Raw genomic sequence first — 18,683 nt, 5'->3', positions numbered from 1 at the left:
TGCCCCCGGCCATGCATGACGGCAGGCCTTGGCCATGCTGACGATTTAACTGACTGATGTGAAGAGAATAAAAAGAATGGATGAGTTGAAGATCCTGGCCGTGGATACCGCCACCGAAGCCTGCTCCGCAGCCCTCTTGGTGGGCGATACCCTCTACTCCCGCTGGGAAGAGGCGCCCCGTGACCATACCCGCAAGATCCTGCCCATGGTTCAGGCTCTGTTGGATGAAGCCGGTCTATCGTTGGATGAGCTCGACGCCATCGCCTTCGGTCGTGGGCCTGGCTCCTTCACCGGGGTACGGATCGGGATCAGCGTGGCCCAGGGGCTCGCCTTTGGTGCCGGCGTGCCGATGATCGGTGTCTCCACCCTGGCGGCCATGGCCCAGGGGGCCCATAAGCTGGAAGGGGCCGAGCAGGTGCTTGCCGCCATCGATGCGCGCATGGACGAGGTCTATTTTGGCCACTACGCCCTGGTGGACGGAGTGATGACGCTGGTGGGCGAGGAGGTGGTGAGCGAGCCAGCCGCACTGGTGCAGGCCCGTGACAAGCTGACTGGCGCGGTGAGCTGCGTTGGCACCGGTTTTGAAACCTATGGCGAGACTCTGGGCGGCCTGGCAGATGTGCTGATGCCAAGCCAGGTGCGTTTCCCGGCGGCCGCCGACATGCTGCCTCTGGCACGCCAGGCCTGGTTTGCGGGTGAGGCGGTGCCGGTTGAGCAAGCCACCCCTGTCTATCTGCGTGACAAGGTGACCTGGAAGAAACTGCCGGGTCGCGAATAGGCGGCAACAGCTGCCCCGGGCTGCTTTGTCGGACGATGAAGGAGAGACGAATGAGAAAATCCGTGATCATGCTGGGATTGGTGGGGCTGCTGCTGGGCGGTTGCAGCACGGTGCCCAAAGAGCTTGCCTATGAGCCTGCGGATCAGCTGGTGGCCTATCAACCCGCTCTGCAGGGGATGGAAGGCAAGCCGGCCCGCTGGAGCGGTGTCATCTCGGCGGTCCACAACAAGGCGGATCAGAGTGTCATCGAGGTGGTCTATCTGCCCCTCAAGTCCAACGGGGTGCCGGAGCAGACCGAGCAGAGCCCCGGTCGTTTTCTCGCCATCATGCAGGGGTTTGTCGACCCGACCCTCTATGCCAAGGGTCGCAGCCTGACGGTGCTCGGCACCCTCGACAAGCCGGTGGACAGCCAGATTGGCGAGCACAAGTATCGCTTCTCGGTACTCAAGGTGACGGGGAGCAAGCTGTGGCCACCGGTGAAGGAGGTGGAGATCCGCTACATGGATCCCTACTTTTACGATCCTTTCTATGATCCCTTCTGGCCCAGACGGCCCCTGCGCCGCTGAGGAGCCCGGATGACGGCGACATTGCAGGAGCGCAGGCTGCGCCTGGCGGACGGGCGGCACATCGCCCTGCTGGACAATGGTCAGGAGGACAGACCGCTGCTGGTGGCCCTCCATGGCTGGCTCGACAACGGCGCCAGCTTTTTGCCTCTGGCCCCCTGGCTGTGGGCGTTTCATCTGGTCTGCGTCGATCTGCCGGGCCATGGTCACTCCGATCACAAGTCGACCCCCTATGTCTTCGTGGACTGGCTGGATGATCTCTACCAGATCACCCAGGCCGCGGGCTGGCAGCGTTTCATCCTGCTTGGTCACTCCCTGGGGGCGCTGATTGCCTCTGCCTATGCCGGCGTTTTTCCCGAGCAAATCGAGCGGCTCATTCTGCTGGAGGGGCTCGGCCCCTTGAGCCAGCCTGACGAGGAGGTACCGGGGCATCTGCGTCGCGCCATCCTCAACCGCACTCGTACCCGTGAGCGTGCAACCAGTGGATTTGCCACCCTCGAAGAGGCCGTGGCTGCCCGCTGCAAGGTGGCGGACATCCCCCCGAGTGCGGCACGCCTTATCTGCGAGCGGCAGCTGGAGGCGCGGGCAGGGCGCTGGTATTGGCGCAGTGATCCCCGTCTTCGCGATCTCTCGCCCCTTCGCATGAGCGAGGGGCAGGCCCAGGCCCTGATCCGGGCCATCGCCTGTCCGGTGCTCTTTATCCGGGGAGAGCAGGGCTTCCCCGGGCTCCTGGCACAGTGGCAGTTGCGGGAGGCGGCCTTTGGCCACATTGAACGGGTGACAGTGGCAGGAGGCCATCATTTTCATATGGAAAATTCATCAGAAACCGCCGTTTATATCGAAAACTTCGCTCAAATCCGGTAGGATCAGCGGCTTTGAATCATGTCAGGTTTGCTTTCTCCTTCACATTTCCCGTTGTTAATTCACTGTTAATTGATGTTGCCTTATGTAAATATGTGCGGCATTAGAGCATGAACTTAAAACAACTGATTGAAATGGATGTGACAGGGACGGAGGCAACACAGTGAGCGCACAGGTGCGAGTTATGCAGGAGAAGTTCGTGGAAAGAGTCTGGCTGAAGCGTTATCCAGAAGGGGTGCCCGCCGAGATCAATCCAGACCAATACGGCTCTCTGGTCGAGATGTTTGAAGAGTCGGTGAACCAGTTCGCCGATCAACCCGCCTTCGTCAACATGGGGCAGACCATTACCTACCGCCGGCTGGAGGAGCAGTCCCGAGCCTTCGCCGCCTACCTGCAAAACGAGCTGAAGCTCGGCAAGGGGGACAGGTTGGCCGTGATGATGCCGAACCTGCTGCAATACCCCATCGCGGTATTCGGCATCCTGCGGGCCGGCATGACGGTGGTGAACGTCAACCCCCTCTATACCCCGCGCGAGCTGGAGCATCAGTTGAAAGACTCCGGCGCCAAGGCCATCGTCATCGTCTCCAACTTTGCCCACACCCTGGAAAAAGTGGTGTATGACACTCCGGTCAAGCACGTGATCCTGACCCGGATGGGTGACAACCTGGGGCTGGCCAAGGGGACCCTGGTCAACTTCGTGGTCAAATACGTCAAGAAGCTGGTGCCCAAGTACAACCTGCCCCATGCCAGCACCATGCGCCAGGCCCTCGCCAAGGGGCGCTACCTGCAGTACATCAAACCCGAGATCAGCAACCAGGACATCGCCTTCCTGCAATACACCGGCGGGACCACCGGCCTCTCCAAGGGGGCCATGCTGACTCATCGCAACATGATCGCCAACGTTGAGCAGTGCCTCGGTGTCTATGGCCCCGTGCTGGAGCGCGGCAAGGAGTTCGTGGTCACGGCGCTGCCGCTCTATCACGTCTTCGCCCTGACGGTAAACTGCCTGCTGTTCATGCGTCTGGGGGGCTACAACCTGCTCATCAGCAACCCCCGCGACATCCCGGGTTTTGTCAAAGAGATCAAGAAGTATCCTTTCACCTGCATCACCGGGGTGAACACCCTGTTCAACGCCCTGGTCAACAACGACGAGTTCAAGGGCATGGATTTTGCCAAGCTCAAGCTCACCATCGGTGGCGGCATGGCGGTGCAACGGGCGGTGGCCGAGCAGTGGAAGGGGCTGACCGGCACCCCGCTGCTGGAGGGCTATGGCCTGACCGAGTGCTCGCCCCTGGTGAGCGTCTGCCCCTATGATCTGGTGGATTACAACGGCTCCATCGGTCTGCCGGTCTGCTCCACCGAGATCCGTCTGGTGGATGACGAGGGTAACCAGGTCACCGAACGGGGTGCCCCCGGCGAGATGCAGGTGCGCGGTCCTCAGGTGATGACCGGCTACTGGCAGCGCCCGGAGGCGACCGCCGAGGTGATGCAGGATGGCTGGCTCTGCACCGGCGACATCGCGGTATGCGACGAGCAGGGTTTCTTCAAGATCGTCGATCGCAAGAAGGACATGATCCTGGTCTCCGGCTTCAACGTCTACCCGAACGAGATAGAAGACGTGGTGGCCCTGCATCCCAAGGTGCTGGAGGTGGCCGCCGTCGGCGTACCCAATCCGGTGTCCGGCGAACAGGTGAAGATCTTCGTGGTCAAGAAAGATGCAAAGCTGGCGGAAGAGGAGATAATTGCCCACTGCCGCAAACATCTGACTGCCTATAAGGTGCCGAAACTGGTAGAATTTCGCGACGAACTTCCCAAGACCAACGTGGGCAAGATCCTGCGCCGCGTACTGCGCGACGAGGAGATTGCCAAGCAGTAACCGGCATGCACTGCTTTGCAGTCCAGCGCTGTCGTTATGCAAAACCGTGGGACATCCACGGTTTTTTCTTTCTGGATCCGACCAACGTGCAGGCAACGATGCAATATCAACTCATTTCACAGCAAGCCGAACTGGATCAGTATCTCGCTTCTCTGGCCGACGTTCCCCTGGCCATCGATACCGAATTCGTTCGCACCCGTACCTACTATCCCCAGCTCGGTCTGTTCCAGATCTACGATGGCAAGCAGCTTGCCCTGCTCGATCCCCTGACCCTGGATCTCTCCGGTTTGTGGCAGCGCCTCGGTCGGGCCGGACAGATTGCCATCCTGCACGCCTCCGGTGAGGATCTGGAGCTCATCCAACATCAGGCGGGTCACCTGCCCAACCAGATGCACGATACCCAGCTGGCGACAGCCTTCCTGGGCCATGGCGTGTCGGTGGGGTTTGGCGCCCTGGTCAACGAATTCCTCGGGGTTGAGCTTGAGAAGGATCAGGCCCGTACCGACTGGCTGGCGCGCCCCCTTACCCCTCGTCAGCTGGAATATGCCGCGGCGGATGTCTTCTACCTCATGCCCCTCTACGAGAAGGTGATGGCCAGACTGCGCGAGAGCGGCAAGTTCCCCTGGTTCGAACAGGAGTGCCAGAACCACTCCGCCCGCAAGACCCAGGGCAGCGATCCCCGTCAGGCCTACCTAGAGATAGTCAACGCCTGGCAACTGGGTCGCCGTGAGCTGGCCATCCTGCGCGAGCTGGCCGCCTGGCGCCAGCAGGAAGCGGTACGCCGGGATCTCGCCCTCAACTTCGTGGTCAAAGAGCTGCACCTGTTCAAGGTGGCGGAGCGTCGTCCCGCTTCCCTTCGGGATCTCAACGAGCTGGGCCTCTCGCCCATCGAGATCAAGATCCACGGCAAGCGGATGCTGGACATCGTCGCCGCCGCCCAGCAGAGCGACCCTGCGAGCTGGCCCGATCCCATCCGCCGTCTGGTGGACTTCCCCCAGTACAAGGCCGAGCTCAAGCGCATCAAGGCCATGGTGGAGGAGAAGGCCAAGGCCAGCAACATTCCGCCGGAGCTGGTGGCGAGCAAGAAGATCATCCACCAGTACTTCACTTGGAGCTGGCGCATGAGTGCCGAGGAGCGGGCCAGGGCGGACAAGCCCATGCTGCTGCAAGGGTGGCGTCATGAGCTGGTAGGCCACCTGCTGGCCCAGTGACGAGTACGCAGTACGAGAAGGGGAGTCCATGACTCCCCTTTTTCATGCCTGTGCGGCCGCCCCCAGGGGTTGCCGGGATCGTCGCACCAGGGGGTTGGTCATGATGGGAAGCGAGAAGGGGTGGAGGAGGAAAATGGCGGGCACAAAGGGTGCCCCCATCAGAGTTCGTGAGCGTGGAATCCCTTGCGGTAGCGGGCCTCGCAGCGCGGGCAGCGTTGCAGGGTCGGATCCTGTTCCAGCTGTTCAGGGAGCAGCGGCTCCTCACAATCGGAGCAGAAGCCATAGAGCCCCAGATCCATCTGGCAGAGCGCCGCGTCGAGCCGCTTGAGGCGTGCCACGCTGTGTTCCACCCCGGGCAGATCGAGACGGCTGGTCAGATCAACCAGTTGATCCCGCTCGCAGCGCTCCACCTTCTGTGCCCAGTCATCTTGTCGACAGGCCTTGAGCTGACGGATCAGCTCCTCTCTTGTTTGCGCCCAGTCGGTCAGAAGGCGCTGATGCCATTCGGCCAACCGGGCTTGCGTCACTTCACACACAGCAGCCCCCAAAAACGAGTGATAAAACTCGGCCAGTATAGGGAAACCCGCGGTTTATCAAGATGACATGAATCAAGTTAACCGTGCTTTGACGGGTTTTTCCGGCAGGTGCTGCGGCTTGCCGGTGATGACGTAGAGCACTCCCGCCACCAGACAGACGACACCCACCAGGGTACTCATGGGGGGCATGATCCCGCGCAGCATAAAGGCGTAAAAGAGCCCCGCCAGAGTCTCGAACACGATGAGCGGCCCGACCAGCACGGTCGGCAGGCGCTGGCTCGCTTCGTTCCAGCACAGGGTGCCGAGCCAGGAGCAGAGGAGCCCCACTGCCCCCATCAGCAGCACGAAGCGCAGGGGCGTCGGCCCGAAGGGCAGGGGAAAGTCCGGTGCGCTCAGGGCAAGATGGCCGAGGCTGCCGAGATAGGCAATGAGCGCCACCGGCAGGGTCACCAGCCCCTGGGCGGTGGCCCAGACGGCCGGACTGCGGCCCGGGTGCTCGCGCAGCCAGCGGGCGTTGCGCAGGGGATACCAGGTCCAGCACAGCACGGCGCCCACCGCCAGGGCGAGCCCAAGCAGTTGTTCGGTGCGCGCCTCGGTGTGCCAGGTGAGCTCGGCGCTGTTGACCAGACAGAGGCCGGCCCCCATCAGCACCAGGGACGGGTAGAGCCGGGTGCGGGAGAGGCGACCGTCCCGTGCGCCATAGAGGCGGTTGGCGGCCAGGGCCGTCACCACCGGCAGGGTGCCGATAAACATGGCCGCCAGGGGCGAGCCGATGCGCAAGATGGCCCCCGACAGGCAGAAGTAGTAGAGGAGGTTCCCCACCAGAGTGAGGGCGAGGGCCTCTCGCCAGTCGCTGGCCGAGAGGGCCGCCAAGTGTTTGCGGGCCTGCCAGGCGAGCGGCAGTACGATGAGGCCGAAGGCGAGGTGGCGGCCGCTCGCGAGCAGGGCGGGGGGATAGCCGTCCACTAAGAGGGGGGCGACGAAGATGAGCCCCCACATCAGGCCGGCCAGCAGGGCAAACAGGACTCCGATCAACATGTTTCATATCCGGTAAAGAAGAAGGAGGCCAGCCTAGCAGGGGGGAAGGGGGGCGTATTGAACCAGATTGCGCTTTAGCGGCCAGCCTGCACCTGTTTCTGGTAGCGGACCGGGGTGGTGCCATAGCGGCGCAGGAAGGCACGGTTGAGGTGGGACTGATCGGCCAGACCACAGGCGGCGGCCACCTCGGCCGCGGGCAGGCCGGCAGCCAGCCACCCCTTGGCGCGCTGCAGACGGATGGCCATCAGCATCTGCTGGGGGGTGACGTGAAAGCGGGCCTTGAAGCTGCGCTGGAAGTGGTAGGGGCTGAGGTTCACCGAACCGGCCAGCTCGGCCAGGGTAATGGGGCGGGCGAAACAGGCCTGCATATAGTCGATGGCGCGGCCCAGAGGGTGGGCCGCTTCGCGCGGGGCCGCCAGGGCCCGGGCATGGGGGCGTAGGGTCTCGCACACCCTTAGCAGCAGGCCGTCGGCGGCGAGCTCGCTGTCACAGTGCCAGAGGGCATCCAGGGCCGCCTGCAGGACGGGGGCAGTGCGCGGATCGCTTCGCACGGCATCGGTGAAATACCAGTCGCGCTCGCCGCTGATGGCCTCGAGCCGATCGGCGGGCAGGTAGAGCATGCGATAGCGCCACCCTTGCTCGCAGGCTGACTCGCCCGTGTGCAGCTCATCGGGGTTCATCAGCACCAGGCTGCCGGGACCGGCCAGGAGCTGGCTGCCGCGATAGCGAAAGCGCTCGGCACCGCACTCGATGACACCGAGGCCAAACCCCTCGTGACTATGGGGATCGAAGATGTGGTGCTGGATGTGGGCGCGATAGAGCTCGGTCGCAGGCTGCCCCGGCAGGGCGCGAAAATCGGCCCTGTCGTGCTGATGGGTAAAGTTGACCGGTACTCCCTGCATCCTGACCTCCTGTCAATGAGCCTTCATCATAGGGCGCCGCGGGGCGGCGGCCAAGTCTAGGCCTGTGAGGCGCACTCGCGCTCGAGGGCGGAGCGGATCTCCTCTGCGGTCTTGATGGTGCGGATGCGGCGAAACAGCTCGTCGGCCTGGGGGTATTCCCGCACTATGTAGGAGAACCACTGCTTGATGCGGCTCGGGTAGTAGTCGGCCTTGTCGCTCGCCAGATCCTGCTCGGTATAGGTCACCATCAATTGCAGTACCTCGGCCCAGCTCATGTGTGCACACCCCGTCTTCATCACGTTGGCCAGGTTGGGGAGGGAAATTGCGCCCCGGCCAACCATGAGGGCATCGCAACCGGACACCCGGGCACAGATCAGGGCATCGGCATGGTTCCAGATCTCGCCGTTGGCGGTGACGGGGATGGGCAGGGCGCGGCGGATGGCGTCCACGTACTCCCAGTGTGCCGGCGCCTTGTAGCCTTCGCGCTTGGTGCGGGCATGCACCGCCAGCTCGTTGGCGCCCCCCTGATAGACGGCCTGGGCGTTGTCCAGATAGAGATCCTTGTCATCGTATCCCAGGCGGATCTTGGCGCTCACCGGCAGGTGGGCAGGCACGGCCTCCCGCACCGCCTTGACGATGCGATAGACGGTCTCGGGTTCCTTGAGCAGCACGGCGCCCCCCTTGCTCTTGTTGACCGTGGGGGCAGGGCAGCCGAAGTTGAGATCGACCCCGGGAGAGCCGAGCTCGATGGCGCGCACTGCGTTTTCGGCGAGCCATTCCGGATGCTGTCCCAGCAGTTGCACCCGTACCGGGGTCCCCGCACGGGTCTTGCCATCCTGTCTGAGCTCGGGGCAGAGGCGATGGAAGACCTTGGCGGGCAGCAGTTGATCGACCACCCGGATGAATTCACTGACGCAGAGGTCGTAATCATTGACGGAGGTGAGGACCTCCCGCATCAGGTGATCCAGCACCCCCTGCATGGGGGCCAAAATAACGCGCATAGCTGCTTCCGAAGACAAGGGGAGAAAAAAGAGCGCAGATTGTAGTGGCAATGGCCGGGATTGTCAGCCGTCTGCCCACTCGATGGCCCCCATCGACGGCCGCAGACTGGGCCAGGCTGTCAGCTTCCGGGCCAACTCTGTTAGGCTAAAGGCAGAGAAACACTAGAGGAGTACCCATGAAACGCTGGTGTCTGATGGCCCTGGGCTGGCTTGCCTTCGCCACCGGGATAGTCGGGATAGTCCTGCCCCTGCTGCCGACAACCCCCTTCATGTTGCTGGCGGCGGCGCTGTTTGCGCGCTCCTCCCCCCGCTTTCATGGCTGGTTGCTGGCGCATCCCTGGTTTGGCCCCCCCATCCTCGACTGGCAGCAGTATCGCGGCATTCGCCGCCACGCCAGATGCCGCGCCATCATCTTCATCCTGATCTCGTTCTCGGGATCGCTGCTGGTGGTGCCGTTGCCCTGGGTGAGGTGGCTGCTGGTGGTCATAATGGTGATCCTGCTCACCTGGTTGATGCGTCTGCCGGTGCTGGAGCCGGTTGCAATGAAGAAGTGAAATCCCTAAGCTATCGCGGCAATAATGCTATGGAGTTGGCTCGTCATTTTTGCGTGACGGGCCTTTTTATTGCCCCCAGGCGGAGACCCCGTGCGCCGCCATGGCAGGGCTCAAAAAATAAGCGGTCAAATAATGAATCCGGAAACCCTGAAGTTTATCGAAGCGAGCATCAAGACCATTCCCGACTATCCGAAGCCGGGCATTCTGTTTCGCGACATCACCAGCCTGATCGAGAATGCCGAGGCCTTCAAGGCCACCATCGATCTGCTGGCCGATCATTACCGTGATCAAGGCATCACCAAGATTGTCGGCACCGAGGCCCGTGGCTTCATCTTCGGCGCCCCGGTTGCCTACGCCATGGGGCTGGGGTTCGTGCCGGTGCGCAAGCCGGGCAAGCTGCCCCGCGCCGTCATCGAGGAGTCCTACGCCCTGGAGTACGGCACCGACACCCTGCAACTGCACACCGATGCCATCGTGCCCGGTGACAAGGTGCTGGTGGTGGACGATCTGCTGGCCACCGGCGGCACCGTCGATGCCACCGTCAAGCTCATCCGCCGCGCCGGCGGTGAGGTAGCGGATGCCGCCTTCATCATCTCCCTGCCGTCCCTGGGCGGTGATGCCCGCCTGACCGCCGCCGGCGTCAAGGTTGTCTCTCTGGTGGAACTCGCGGGGGCGTAAATCGCCCCTTCGCGCGGCAGGCCTCGTCACCCTGCTTTCTGCCGCAAACCGGTGCCTGAACGGGCACCGGTTTGAAATTCAAGCGATCCCTCCCAAGGCGGCGCATCCCCCATACAGCCAGCCCTCCATTTGTGTTAGCATCCAGCCTCAATGCCTCGTTTCCCAGCATCGAGATCTATGAGCTATCAGGTTTTGGCGCGCAAATGGCGCCCCCATACGTTTGAACAAGTGGTCGGCCAGCAACATGTGCTGACTGCCCTGACCAATGCCCTGGATCAGGGACGGCTTCACCATGCCTACCTGCTGAGCGGGACCCGCGGGGTGGGCAAGACCACCATCGCCCGCATTCTGGCCAAGAGTCTCAACTGCGAGCAGGGGATCAGCAGCCATCCGTGCGGTGTGTGCGATACCTGCCGCGAGATCGATCAGGGCAATTTCGTCGATCTGCTGGAAATCGATGCGGCGTCCCGCACCAAGGTGGAAGACACCCGCGAACTGCTCGACAACGTGCAGTACCGTCCGGCCCGTGGTCGTTTCAAGGTGTACCTCATCGATGAAGTGCACATGCTGTCGCGCCACAGCTTCAATGCGCTGCTCAAAACCCTGGAAGAGCCGCCCCCCTATGTGAAATTCCTGCTGGCCACCACGGATCCGCAGAAGCTCCCCATCACCATCCTCTCGCGCTGCCTGCAGTTTCATCTGAAGAGTCTGGATCAGACCCAGATCGCCAGGCAGCTCGAATGGGTGCTGGATCAGGAGGGACAACCCTTCGAGCCTCGCGCCCTGCTGGCCCTGGCCAAGGCGGCTGACGGCAGCATGCGCGATGCCCTGAGCCTCACCGATCAGGCGCTGGCCCACGGCAACGGCAGCGTGCGCCTGGAGAGCGTGCTCACCATGCTGGGGACCCTCGATCATCACCACCTGCACCAGTTGCTGGAGGCAGTGCTGCGCCAGGATGCACCCGCCACCATGGCCAAGATCACCGAGATAGCGACCCTGGGCCCCGACTTTGATCAGCTCCATGCCGAGCTGGAAGCCTTGCTCCACCGGGTGGCCATGGCGCAACTGCTGCCTGCGAGCGTGCAGGAGCAGGGGGCGGATGCCGATGCCTTGCTGCAGCTTGCCGGAGCCATGAGCCCGGAAGAGGTGCAGCTCTGCTATCAAATCGTGCTGGGGGGGCGCAAGGATCTGCCCTGGGCCCCTGACGGGCGCACCGCACTGGAAATGACCTGTCTGCGGATGCTGGCCTTCTCTCCCCGGCGCGAGGTGGTCCATCCCGCCAACCTGGCGGCCCAACCTCTCATGACAGGGCACTCCGGCGTGATGGCGGCTGCGAGGGAAAGCGCGCCGCTCCTGCCGGGAAAGCCCCAGGGGGCTGAGCCGGCCCCGGCTGCCAGTGCAGCACCACAGGCTCCCGCCGCGCCAGCATCGGTCCTTGAGGCCGAGCACGTCGCCCCCTCACCCAAGGCGGAGGAGGGCGCAGTGCTGGATCCGCTCTTTGCCGAGCAGGATGAGCTGCTGCGTGAGGCCGAACGGATGGGTTACGAGGCCGTGGTGCCTGCCAGTCCGCCTGCAGAGCCTGCCTCTGGGCCGTTGGCGGCGGATGACGCCGGGCAGACGCAGCAGGTTGATGTTCAAGGGGAAGACGTCGCCATCTCTTCGACCTCCAGCATGCAGAGCCTGCTTGGCAAGCGCAATTTGCTGCGAAGCCGCCTGCGTGGCGAGCAGAGTGCAAACGCCGCGCCTGCCCGGGTCACTCCCGTCAAACCGGTGGCCGCGACCAAACCGGCCCCGATGCCTGCCGTCGCGACTTCGCCCCAGGCCGAGGTGCAACCAGCGGCGCGGCCCGAGATGCCGGTGCAGGGATCTGCCATGCAAACGGGGTATGACGACCTGCCCCCTCTGGATGCCTATGAAGAGGGGGCCAGTGACTACGAAGAGTATCTGAATCAGGGGTTTGACGAGGGGTTTGCCAGTGCCCCGTTGCCCACGCGGGCAGTGACTTCCGCCCAGCCAGCTCCCGCCACCATGGCACCTCCTTCGCAGGAGGATCTGCCGCCCTGGGATCTGGGCGCTGACGCCGGCAGCGCGGATGCGGCGGCACCTGTGGTTGCCGCTATGGTGCCTGCCGCGCCTCCAGTGGCTGCCAGCGAGCCTCAGCCCGCCATTGCGTTGATGGAGACCATCGACTGGGATGCGCTGGAGAGCGACGCCCAGCCCGAGGAGGAGGGGGAGGTCGCCCGTCTGATCCCCTCGTCCTTGCTGGTCAATTGCGGGGACGCCTGGGCCGAGCTCATCGCCCGCACCGGGGTGGGTGGTCGGCTGCGTCAACTGGCCATCAACGCGGTGATGACCCGGGAAGGTAATCGGGTCTCCCTGCTGCTCAAACCCGAGCAGCGCCATCTGGTGAGCGACAAGGCCCGCGCCGATCTGGCCGAGATCATCGGTCCCGAGCTGGGCGGCCCGGTTCACATCGATGTGACCCTGGGCTCGGATCCCGCGCGGGAGACGCCGCTCGAGATAGAGCATCGTCTCTATCTCGGGGTGCGTGAACAGGTGAGCCGGGATCTGGCGGCGGATCCCAACGTACAATTCTTGCAGCAGCGTTTCGGCGCCGTGCTCCATCCCGAGAGCATCGAACCCCTGAGTCGCTGAGTTGCGGTGAAAAAACCGTGCCGGGGCTTACCCCCGGTTGAAAAGACCTTTGGCTGCCCCCACTTAGGGCAGATGAACCCACAGCCCGGCGCTGGATGCCGGATTTCAAGACGAGAGACGATCTATGTTTGGTAAAGGTGGAATGGGTAACCTGATGAAACAGGCCCAACAGATGCAAGAGCGCATGCAGAAGATGCAAGAGCAGCTGGCCCAGATGGAAGTGGTCGGCGAGGCGGGCGCAGGCATGGTCAAGGTGACCATGGCCGGCAGCCACAGCGTGCGTCGTATCGAGATCGATCCCAGCCTGATGGAAGATGACAAGGAGATGCTGGAAGATCTGGTCGCCGCCGCCGTCAATGACGCCGTGCGCCGCGTGGAAGAGCAGAACAAGGCCAAGATGGGCGAGCTGACCGGCGGCATGCAACTGCCCCCGGGCTTCAAAATGCCCTTCTGAGGATCCTGCCCGTATCCGTTTCCCCTCCTCTGTGAAGGGGAAAATGAAAAGGCCAGAGCCAAGCTCTGGCCTTTTGCATGTCGGCACACCCGGGAACGGCCATGCACAGATCATGGCGGGAGCTGCGTACTTGCCTGCCCCAGGGGGGAGAAGCCCTCGACCAGATGATCGATGAGGGCGCGGATGGCAGGCAGCAGACCGCGGCGTGAGGGGAAGACCGCGTGGATCACCTCCTGGCGCGGTGCCCAGTCGGGGAGCAGACGCACCAGCCGGCCATCGGCCAGGGGCTCATCCATCATCATGGTGGGCAGTTGCACGACCCCGAGCCCGTCGATCGCCCCCTGACGCAATGTCTGCATGTCGGTGGTGGCAAAGCGGGGGCTGTGGTGCTGTTTGACTCTGGCCCCATTGGGGCCCAGCAGGGTCCAGTGATGGCCTTCCAGGCTGGCGCCATGACCGAGGCTCGGCCATGACAGCAGATCTGCGGGGGCCCGGGGCATGCCGAGTGACGCGACAAGGGCCGGGCTTGCCACCAGACACTGGGTCGCATAACCCAGCACCCGCATGGCGAGATCGCTGTCCTCCAGGGGCAGTGGTCGCACCCTGAGCGCCATGTCCAACCCCTCCGCGACCAGATCCACCGCCCGGTTGACCCCGACGAGCTGCACCTTGACGCTGGGATGGGCCAGGGCGAAGGAGACCAGCATCCTCCCTACGTGGGCGTGCAGCAGATCGATGGGGCAGGCGATGCGCACCAGACCGCAAGGCTCGCTCTGGGTCGCGGCGATGAGATCCTGCGCCGCATCGGCTTCCACCAGCATGGCCCGGCAACGGGTGTAATAAGCCTGCCCGAGTTCGGTGACGGTGAAGCTGCGGGTGGAACGCTGGATAAGACGCACCCCGAGTCGCTCTTCCAGCATGGCGATGCGGCGGCTGAGCCTGGACTTGGGCATGCCGAGGGCCCTGCCGGCCTGGGCAAAGCCCCCGTGATCCACCACCTGGACATAGAAATAGAGGTCGTTGAGATCCTGTTGCATGGGGTTATCGTTCACAAAATAGGACGCTGATGGCAAATTTTACGTCTACCGGACGCAGCGTTCCAGACTCACAATGCGAGCCACGACACATCCCGTGACGATCACCCAGGAGAGCATCATGAAAAGAGTCATCGGTATTTACAGCGCCCCTCGACAACACTGGGTCGGCGACGGATTCCCGGTTCGCTCGCTGTTCTCGTATCAGACCCATGGCCGCGCCTTGAGCCCCTTCCTGCTGCTGGACAGGGCTGGCCCGGCACATTTCGAGCCCGCCGATCATGCCAGGGGAGTGGGGGAACACCCGCACCGTGGTTTTGAGACGGTCACCATCGTCTATGAAGGGGAGGTCGCCCATCGCGACTCGACCGGCCAGGGGGGGATCATCGGTCCGGGAGACGTGCAGTGGATGACGGCCGCCGCCGGCATCATGCACGACGAATTCCACTCCCAGGGGTTTACCCGTCGTGGTGGCACCCTCGACATGGTGCAGCTGTGGGTCAACCTGCCCGCCAAACACAAGATGTCGACGCCCGGTTATCAGGGCATCACCAGCGACACCATCCCGCAACTGAGCCTCAAGGAGGGCGATGTGCGGGTACGCATCATCGCCGGGAACGATGCCGGGTTGCAACAAGGCGAGGTAGAGGGGCCAGCCCGCACCTTCTCGCCCATGAACATCTGGGATCTGCGGCTCAAGGGCGGGGCCAGCGTGGTGCTGCCGGCGGTAGCGGGATGGAACAGCGCCTTGGTGGTGCTCAAGGGCTCTCTCATTATCAACGGTCAGGAGCGCGCGTGCGAAGCACAACTGGTGCTGCTCGATCCCAACGGGGAGGAGTTCATGCTGGAGGCGGAGGGCGAGGCCAGCTTGTTGCTGCTGAGTGGCGAGCCCATCGATGAACCCATCGTGGGTTATGGTCCCTTTGTCATGAACAGCGAGGCAGAGATCCATCAGGCGATAGATGATTTCAACAGCGGCCGGTTCGCCGTCATCGCCCCCTGAGACAATCCCGATAAAAACAAAGCGCCTGATGGCGCTTTGTTTTTTTGTGAGCCCTGGTCAACCGAGCCAGCCGAGGGCCAGTGCCAGCCTGCCGCACAAGGCGGCCAGCAGGATGCCAAGCAGGGTGCGCAGCAGCCAGATCACCACCAGCTGTCCCACGCTCACCGGGATCCGGGTGGCCAGGATGCAGGGGATGGAGGCAGAGAAGAAGAGCACCGAGCTGACCGAAACCACGGCCGCGACATAGCGCACCAGCAGGTCGGCATCCTTGAGCAGGATGGCGGGCAGGAACATCTCGGCCAGACCGGCAGAGAGGGCCTTGGCGGTGGCGAGCGGTTCGCCGAGATCCAGCAGCCAGGTCAGTGGCCAGAGCAGCCAGCCCAGCAGATCGAACAGGGGAGTGTGCTTTGCCAGCAGCAGGCCCAGCAGACCGACGGACAGTATGGTGGGCACCACGGCAGCGGCCATGTGAAGACCGTCCCTGAGGTTGTCCTTCAATTGCCGCAGCAGGGGATCAGCCTGGTGGGACTGGGTCAGGCCGCAGGTGAGGGCCGCCTGCCAGCGGCTCATGCCAGCCGGTAGCGGCTCGTCGGTCTCCCCATGGTGAGCCAGGCGGCTGATGGGAGGAACACGCGCCAGGATGGCGGTGATGACGAAAGTGATCACCAGGGTGGACCAGAAGTAGAAGTTCCAGTGTCCCATCAGGTTGAGGGTCTTGGCCACGATGATCATGAAGGCGGCCGAGACGGTGGAGAAGCCGGTGGCGATGATGACGGCTTCTCGCACCGTGTACTTGCCCGCGAGGAAGACCCGGTTGGTGATGAGCAGGCCCACCGAGTAACTGCCGACGAAAGAGGCGACGGCATCGATGGCGGAGTGACCCGGCGTGCGCCACAGGGGGCGCATCACGGGTTGCATCAGCACCCCGATGAATTCCAGCAGGCCGAAACCGAGCAGGAAGGTCAGGGCCATGGCGCCGATAGGCACGATGAGACCCACTGACATGGCCAGTTTGTCGAACAAGAAGGGGAGGCGATCCGGGGTCATCAACCAGGCAGGGCCCCAGTCTGTGACATACAAAATGGCCAGGGCCAGCCCGAGCAGCTTGAACAGGCTCAATACCCTGTCGATGGGACGGGCGCGCCAGCGGCCATCCAGCAAGGGGGTGATGGCGCCATAGGCGATGAGCAAGAGAATGAGGGTCAGGGCAAGGGGGCGCTGGGCAATCAGAAAGCCGGCCAGGTGATCCACCACTATGGTGCTGCGCCCGCCAAGCTCGAAGGGAACAAAAAAGATGGCGATGCCAAGCAGGCTGGCCAACAGCAGCTTGATGCCGGCCCCTGATCCTGCCGGTGCAGTGAGCGTGTGTTCAGGTTCCATTTTCTCTCCTTGTGATCCGCATGGTTCAATTCCATTGAGGGGATGATTTGTATATACAATATCGTCCGGCGCTCAAAATGGAAACACCAAAGTCACCAAAATGCAACATGTGAATCGGTGTGGATGCAGATGACCCCAATGTTGAAAAGCGTGATCTTGGGGGGAAGAGGGGCCGGGATGGCGAGTGGGTGGTGAGACATCAAGAGGTAAAACAGGGAGGTAAGCGACCAGCGCCAGGAAAAACATGAGCGGCTATTTACCCTTTTTGGCCATATTCATTCATGAGCCTATATTCATGACTATTTATGAATAAATCATAAACCCTTTGTTCATTTGACTACTTTTCGACTATCCCATTGCAGAGTAAGATGCCTCTTCAATAAAAATAAGAATTAGGAGTTCGGGTGTGAAGGCATTAGAGAAAGAAAGGATATCGCCCTATATCAGCCAGTTATACGAGTGCGGTATTAATGATTCTGACATTAAGCTGGTGGTGGACCAATTTCGCGCGGACGTCTCCTGCAGCTCGTCCCTGTTTTTATTGCGGGACGATGACAAGAGCGACGGAATAAAGCTCTTTTCCAGCGGGTTGAGCGAGGCCCAGCAACAGTTTTATGTACAGCACCATCGCCAGGATGTGTGGTTCAATCATTATCTGGACAAGGGCTGTCAGGGGATCGTCAGCGCCAACACCATCTCCAGCTCAGTGGGTCTGCTGGCAAGCTTCGGCGCCCAGTTTGCGGCCGGTGGCGTCTGCCGGGTGAAGGGAAGGGGTCTTAGCAGCCTGTGCAGCTATCGCGGTGCCTCCCAGGATGACTTCAGCAGCCGGGAGCTCATGTCGCTGTCGGAGATCTATTCCGGTCTTGCCGCCTGGAGCCACCATTATTGGAATCTGCTGGCCCTGGAAACCCAGAACTACCAGTTGCAGCAGCTGGTAAAAAATCATAATAAGCCCAGCGCCATCATAGATGACAAGGGACATATCCATTATTCCAATGTGGCATTCAACCGCATTGCCGATGAAAATGTGGAACTGCGCGCCATCAATGGCATTTTCTCTTTGCAAAATAAAGAGCAGCAGCGCCAGCTCAAGGAGATCCTCAACGGATTTGCCTATTTGCTGCCGGGGGCAAGCGCCTATATGTCTATTCCCCGCCAGGCCAACCTCAGGCCGCTGCTGATCCAGTGCACCCTGATGAGCGGCCTCAGCCGTTTCGAGCGTTATGTGGAGGTGGTGCTGCGCGACCCCGAGCACTCCTTCAACCCCGACATCGAAGCCTTGGCCAGCCTCTATCCGCTCACCATCGGCGAGAAGGAGCTGCTGGTGCTGATGACCAAGGGGTACAGTAGCAACGACATCGCCGAACTGCGCGGGGTCAAGGTGGAAACCGTGCGTTCCACCCTCAAGGGCGTCTTCAAGAAGACCGACTGCCACAGCCAGAACGAGCTCTTGCTCTTGCTGCAATCCATCTCCTGATCCATGCGGACTATGCTTGGAGTGAGCCGGACATAGTGCCCGGCTCTTGCCTCCCCTCGGGAGGCCTGTTGGGGGAAAGCGTCATGGAATCACTCAAGGCAAAGGACTACATGCAGACCAAGCCCATCACCTTCAGCGCGGAGATGATGGTGCAGGCGGCGGTGGAAAAATTTCTCAACAGCCATCAGCTGGGTGGCCCCGTGGTGGACAGCCGGGGGCATCTGATTGGTTGGGTATCCGAGCAGGATTGCATCGCCGTCATGCTCAAAGAGGCCTACCACTGTGAACAGGTGGCCCAGGTCAAGGATGTGATGCGCAAGGAGGTGCTGGCGGTGGGCCCTGACACCAGCATTCTGGATCTGGCCGAGATGATGATGGGGCAGAAACCCAAGATCTATCCGGTGGTGGAGGAGGGACGCCTGCTCGGGGTGATCAATCGCCACAACGTGATGCAGGCCATCCATGCCCAGCTCGACACCTGCTTCGTGCACCAGGCCAGAGTCTGACGCTCCCCGTGTCACGGCATTCATGAGCAGGCCCCGGCCTGCTCTTTTCATCCGTGGTTGTCATGAGGGCTCCGGTTCATGCCCTGGTGCGCCGCTTTAAGGCTTGCACCCTCCGGCCTCGCTCTTTAGGATCGCTCCCAGCTTGTCGATATGGCCCCCTTGCGGGGCACTCTTTT

Annotated in this window: 18 protein-coding genes; 12 read left to right on the top strand and 6 right to left on the bottom strand. The window is 62.3% G+C overall.

The window, feature by feature from the left end; translation table 11 throughout:
- The first annotated feature begins 76 nt into the window (after positions 1-76).
- The 5 genes from tsaB to rnd all read left to right on the top strand — a co-directional run bounded on the left by tsaB (position 77) and on the right by rnd (position 5,289).
- A complete protein-coding gene (gene tsaB, locus PG879_RS16035) occupies positions 77-778 on the top strand; it encodes a tRNA (adenosine(37)-N6)-threonylcarbamoyltransferase complex dimerization subunit type 1 TsaB (RefSeq protein ID WP_042017608.1) in 702 nt (233 codons plus the stop codon).
- A gap of 50 nt (positions 779-828) precedes the next feature.
- Positions 829-1,344 carry a Slp family lipoprotein gene (locus PG879_RS16030; RefSeq protein WP_039039136.1) on the top strand — a complete coding sequence of 172 codons (516 nt, stop codon included), beginning with the start codon at positions 829-831 and terminating at the stop codon, positions 1,342-1,344.
- Positions 1,345-1,353: 9 nt separating this feature from the next.
- Positions 1,354-2,205, top strand: a complete 852-nt coding sequence (locus tag PG879_RS16025; protein ID WP_104452918.1) for an alpha/beta fold hydrolase — start codon at positions 1,354-1,356, stop codon at positions 2,203-2,205.
- Between the two features lie 196 nt (positions 2,206-2,401).
- The gene (gene fadD, locus PG879_RS16020) at positions 2,402-4,078 is read left to right on the top strand and encodes a long-chain-fatty-acid--CoA ligase FadD (RefSeq protein ID WP_143237509.1); all 1,677 of its coding nucleotides are present in this window, start codon (positions 2,402-2,404) and stop codon (positions 4,076-4,078) included.
- Positions 4,079-4,176: 98 nt separating this feature from the next.
- Positions 4,177-5,289, top strand: coding sequence for a ribonuclease D (gene rnd, locus PG879_RS16015; RefSeq protein WP_270830409.1), 1,113 nt, complete (start codon positions 4,177-4,179; stop codon positions 5,287-5,289).
- Positions 5,290-5,447: 158 nt separating this feature from the next.
- Here rnd and PG879_RS16010 read toward each other — a convergent pair whose 3' ends face one another.
- The 4 genes from PG879_RS16010 to dusC form a co-directional block, all read right to left on the bottom strand.
- Positions 5,448-5,816, bottom strand: a complete 369-nt coding sequence (locus tag PG879_RS16010; RefSeq protein ID WP_039039175.1) for a TraR/DksA family transcriptional regulator — start codon at positions 5,814-5,816, stop codon at positions 5,448-5,450.
- Positions 5,817-5,897: 81 nt separating this feature from the next.
- Positions 5,898-6,863 carry a DMT family transporter gene (locus PG879_RS16005; protein WP_270830408.1) on the bottom strand — a complete coding sequence of 322 codons (966 nt, stop codon included), beginning with the start codon at positions 6,861-6,863 and terminating at the stop codon, positions 5,898-5,900.
- Positions 6,864-6,937: 74 nt separating this feature from the next.
- Positions 6,938-7,765, bottom strand: a complete 828-nt coding sequence (locus PG879_RS16000; protein ID WP_010674704.1) for an AraC family transcriptional regulator — start codon at positions 7,763-7,765, stop codon at positions 6,938-6,940.
- Between the two features lie 56 nt (positions 7,766-7,821).
- Positions 7,822-8,766, bottom strand: a complete 945-nt coding sequence (gene dusC, locus PG879_RS15995; RefSeq protein ID WP_041211404.1) for a tRNA dihydrouridine(16) synthase DusC — start codon at positions 8,764-8,766, stop codon at positions 7,822-7,824.
- Between the two features lie 176 nt (positions 8,767-8,942).
- Here dusC and PG879_RS15990 point away from each other — a divergent pair, with 176 nt between their 5' ends.
- The 4 genes from PG879_RS15990 to PG879_RS15975 all read left to right on the top strand — a co-directional run bounded on the left by PG879_RS15990 (position 8,943) and on the right by PG879_RS15975 (position 13,107).
- Complete coding sequence (locus PG879_RS15990; protein ID WP_143237510.1) at positions 8,943-9,320, top strand: YbaN family protein; 378 nt, start codon at positions 8,943-8,945, stop codon at positions 9,318-9,320.
- Positions 9,321-9,452: 132 nt separating this feature from the next.
- Entirely contained in the window at positions 9,453-9,998 is a 546-nt protein-coding gene (gene apt / locus PG879_RS15985) for an adenine phosphoribosyltransferase (RefSeq protein ID WP_010674707.1), read from the top strand.
- Between the two features lie 177 nt (positions 9,999-10,175).
- Positions 10,176-12,653, top strand: coding sequence for a DNA polymerase III subunit gamma/tau (dnaX, locus tag PG879_RS15980; RefSeq protein ID WP_041211405.1), 2,478 nt, complete (start codon positions 10,176-10,178; stop codon positions 12,651-12,653).
- Between the two features lie 124 nt (positions 12,654-12,777).
- The gene (locus PG879_RS15975; protein ID WP_005301028.1) at positions 12,778-13,107 is read left to right on the top strand and encodes a YbaB/EbfC family nucleoid-associated protein; all 330 of its coding nucleotides are present in this window, start codon (positions 12,778-12,780) and stop codon (positions 13,105-13,107) included.
- A gap of 110 nt (positions 13,108-13,217) precedes the next feature.
- Here PG879_RS15975 and PG879_RS15970 read toward each other — a convergent pair whose 3' ends face one another.
- Positions 13,218-14,144, bottom strand: a complete 927-nt coding sequence (locus tag PG879_RS15970) for a LysR family transcriptional regulator (RefSeq protein ID WP_041211406.1) — start codon at positions 14,142-14,144, stop codon at positions 13,218-13,220.
- Positions 14,145-14,262: 118 nt separating this feature from the next.
- On the opposite strand from PG879_RS15970, the gene PG879_RS15965 reads away from it, so the two are divergent.
- A complete protein-coding gene (locus PG879_RS15965; RefSeq protein WP_041211407.1) occupies positions 14,263-15,144 on the top strand; it encodes a pirin family protein in 882 nt (293 codons plus the stop codon).
- Between the two features lie 57 nt (positions 15,145-15,201).
- On the opposite strand, the gene PG879_RS15960 is transcribed toward PG879_RS15965, so the two are convergent.
- Positions 15,202-16,524 (bottom strand): YjiH family protein, encoded by a 1,323-nt coding sequence (locus tag PG879_RS15960; RefSeq protein WP_010674712.1) that lies wholly within the window; start codon positions 16,522-16,524, stop codon positions 15,202-15,204.
- A gap of 406 nt (positions 16,525-16,930) precedes the next feature.
- Between PG879_RS15960 and PG879_RS15955 the strand changes: the two genes are divergently transcribed.
- Together PG879_RS15955 and PG879_RS15950 are read left to right on the top strand one after the other, a co-directional pair.
- Positions 16,931-18,001 (top strand): helix-turn-helix transcriptional regulator, encoded by a 1,071-nt coding sequence (locus PG879_RS15955; protein WP_182721847.1) that lies wholly within the window; start codon positions 16,931-16,933, stop codon positions 17,999-18,001.
- An 83-nt stretch (positions 18,002-18,084) separates the two neighbouring features.
- Positions 18,085-18,507 carry a CBS domain-containing protein gene (locus PG879_RS15950; RefSeq protein ID WP_041211409.1) on the top strand — a complete coding sequence of 141 codons (423 nt, stop codon included), beginning with the start codon at positions 18,085-18,087 and terminating at the stop codon, positions 18,505-18,507.
- Positions 18,508-18,683: the final 176 nt, after the last annotated feature.

Source organism: Aeromonas sp. QDB63, from assembly GCF_027707425.1.
Taxonomy (GTDB): Bacteria; Pseudomonadota; Gammaproteobacteria; order Enterobacterales; family Aeromonadaceae; genus Aeromonas; species Aeromonas caviae.
The sequence above is the reverse complement of the archived record's forward strand: the minus strand, read 5'-3'. Positions and strand labels throughout refer to the sequence as shown.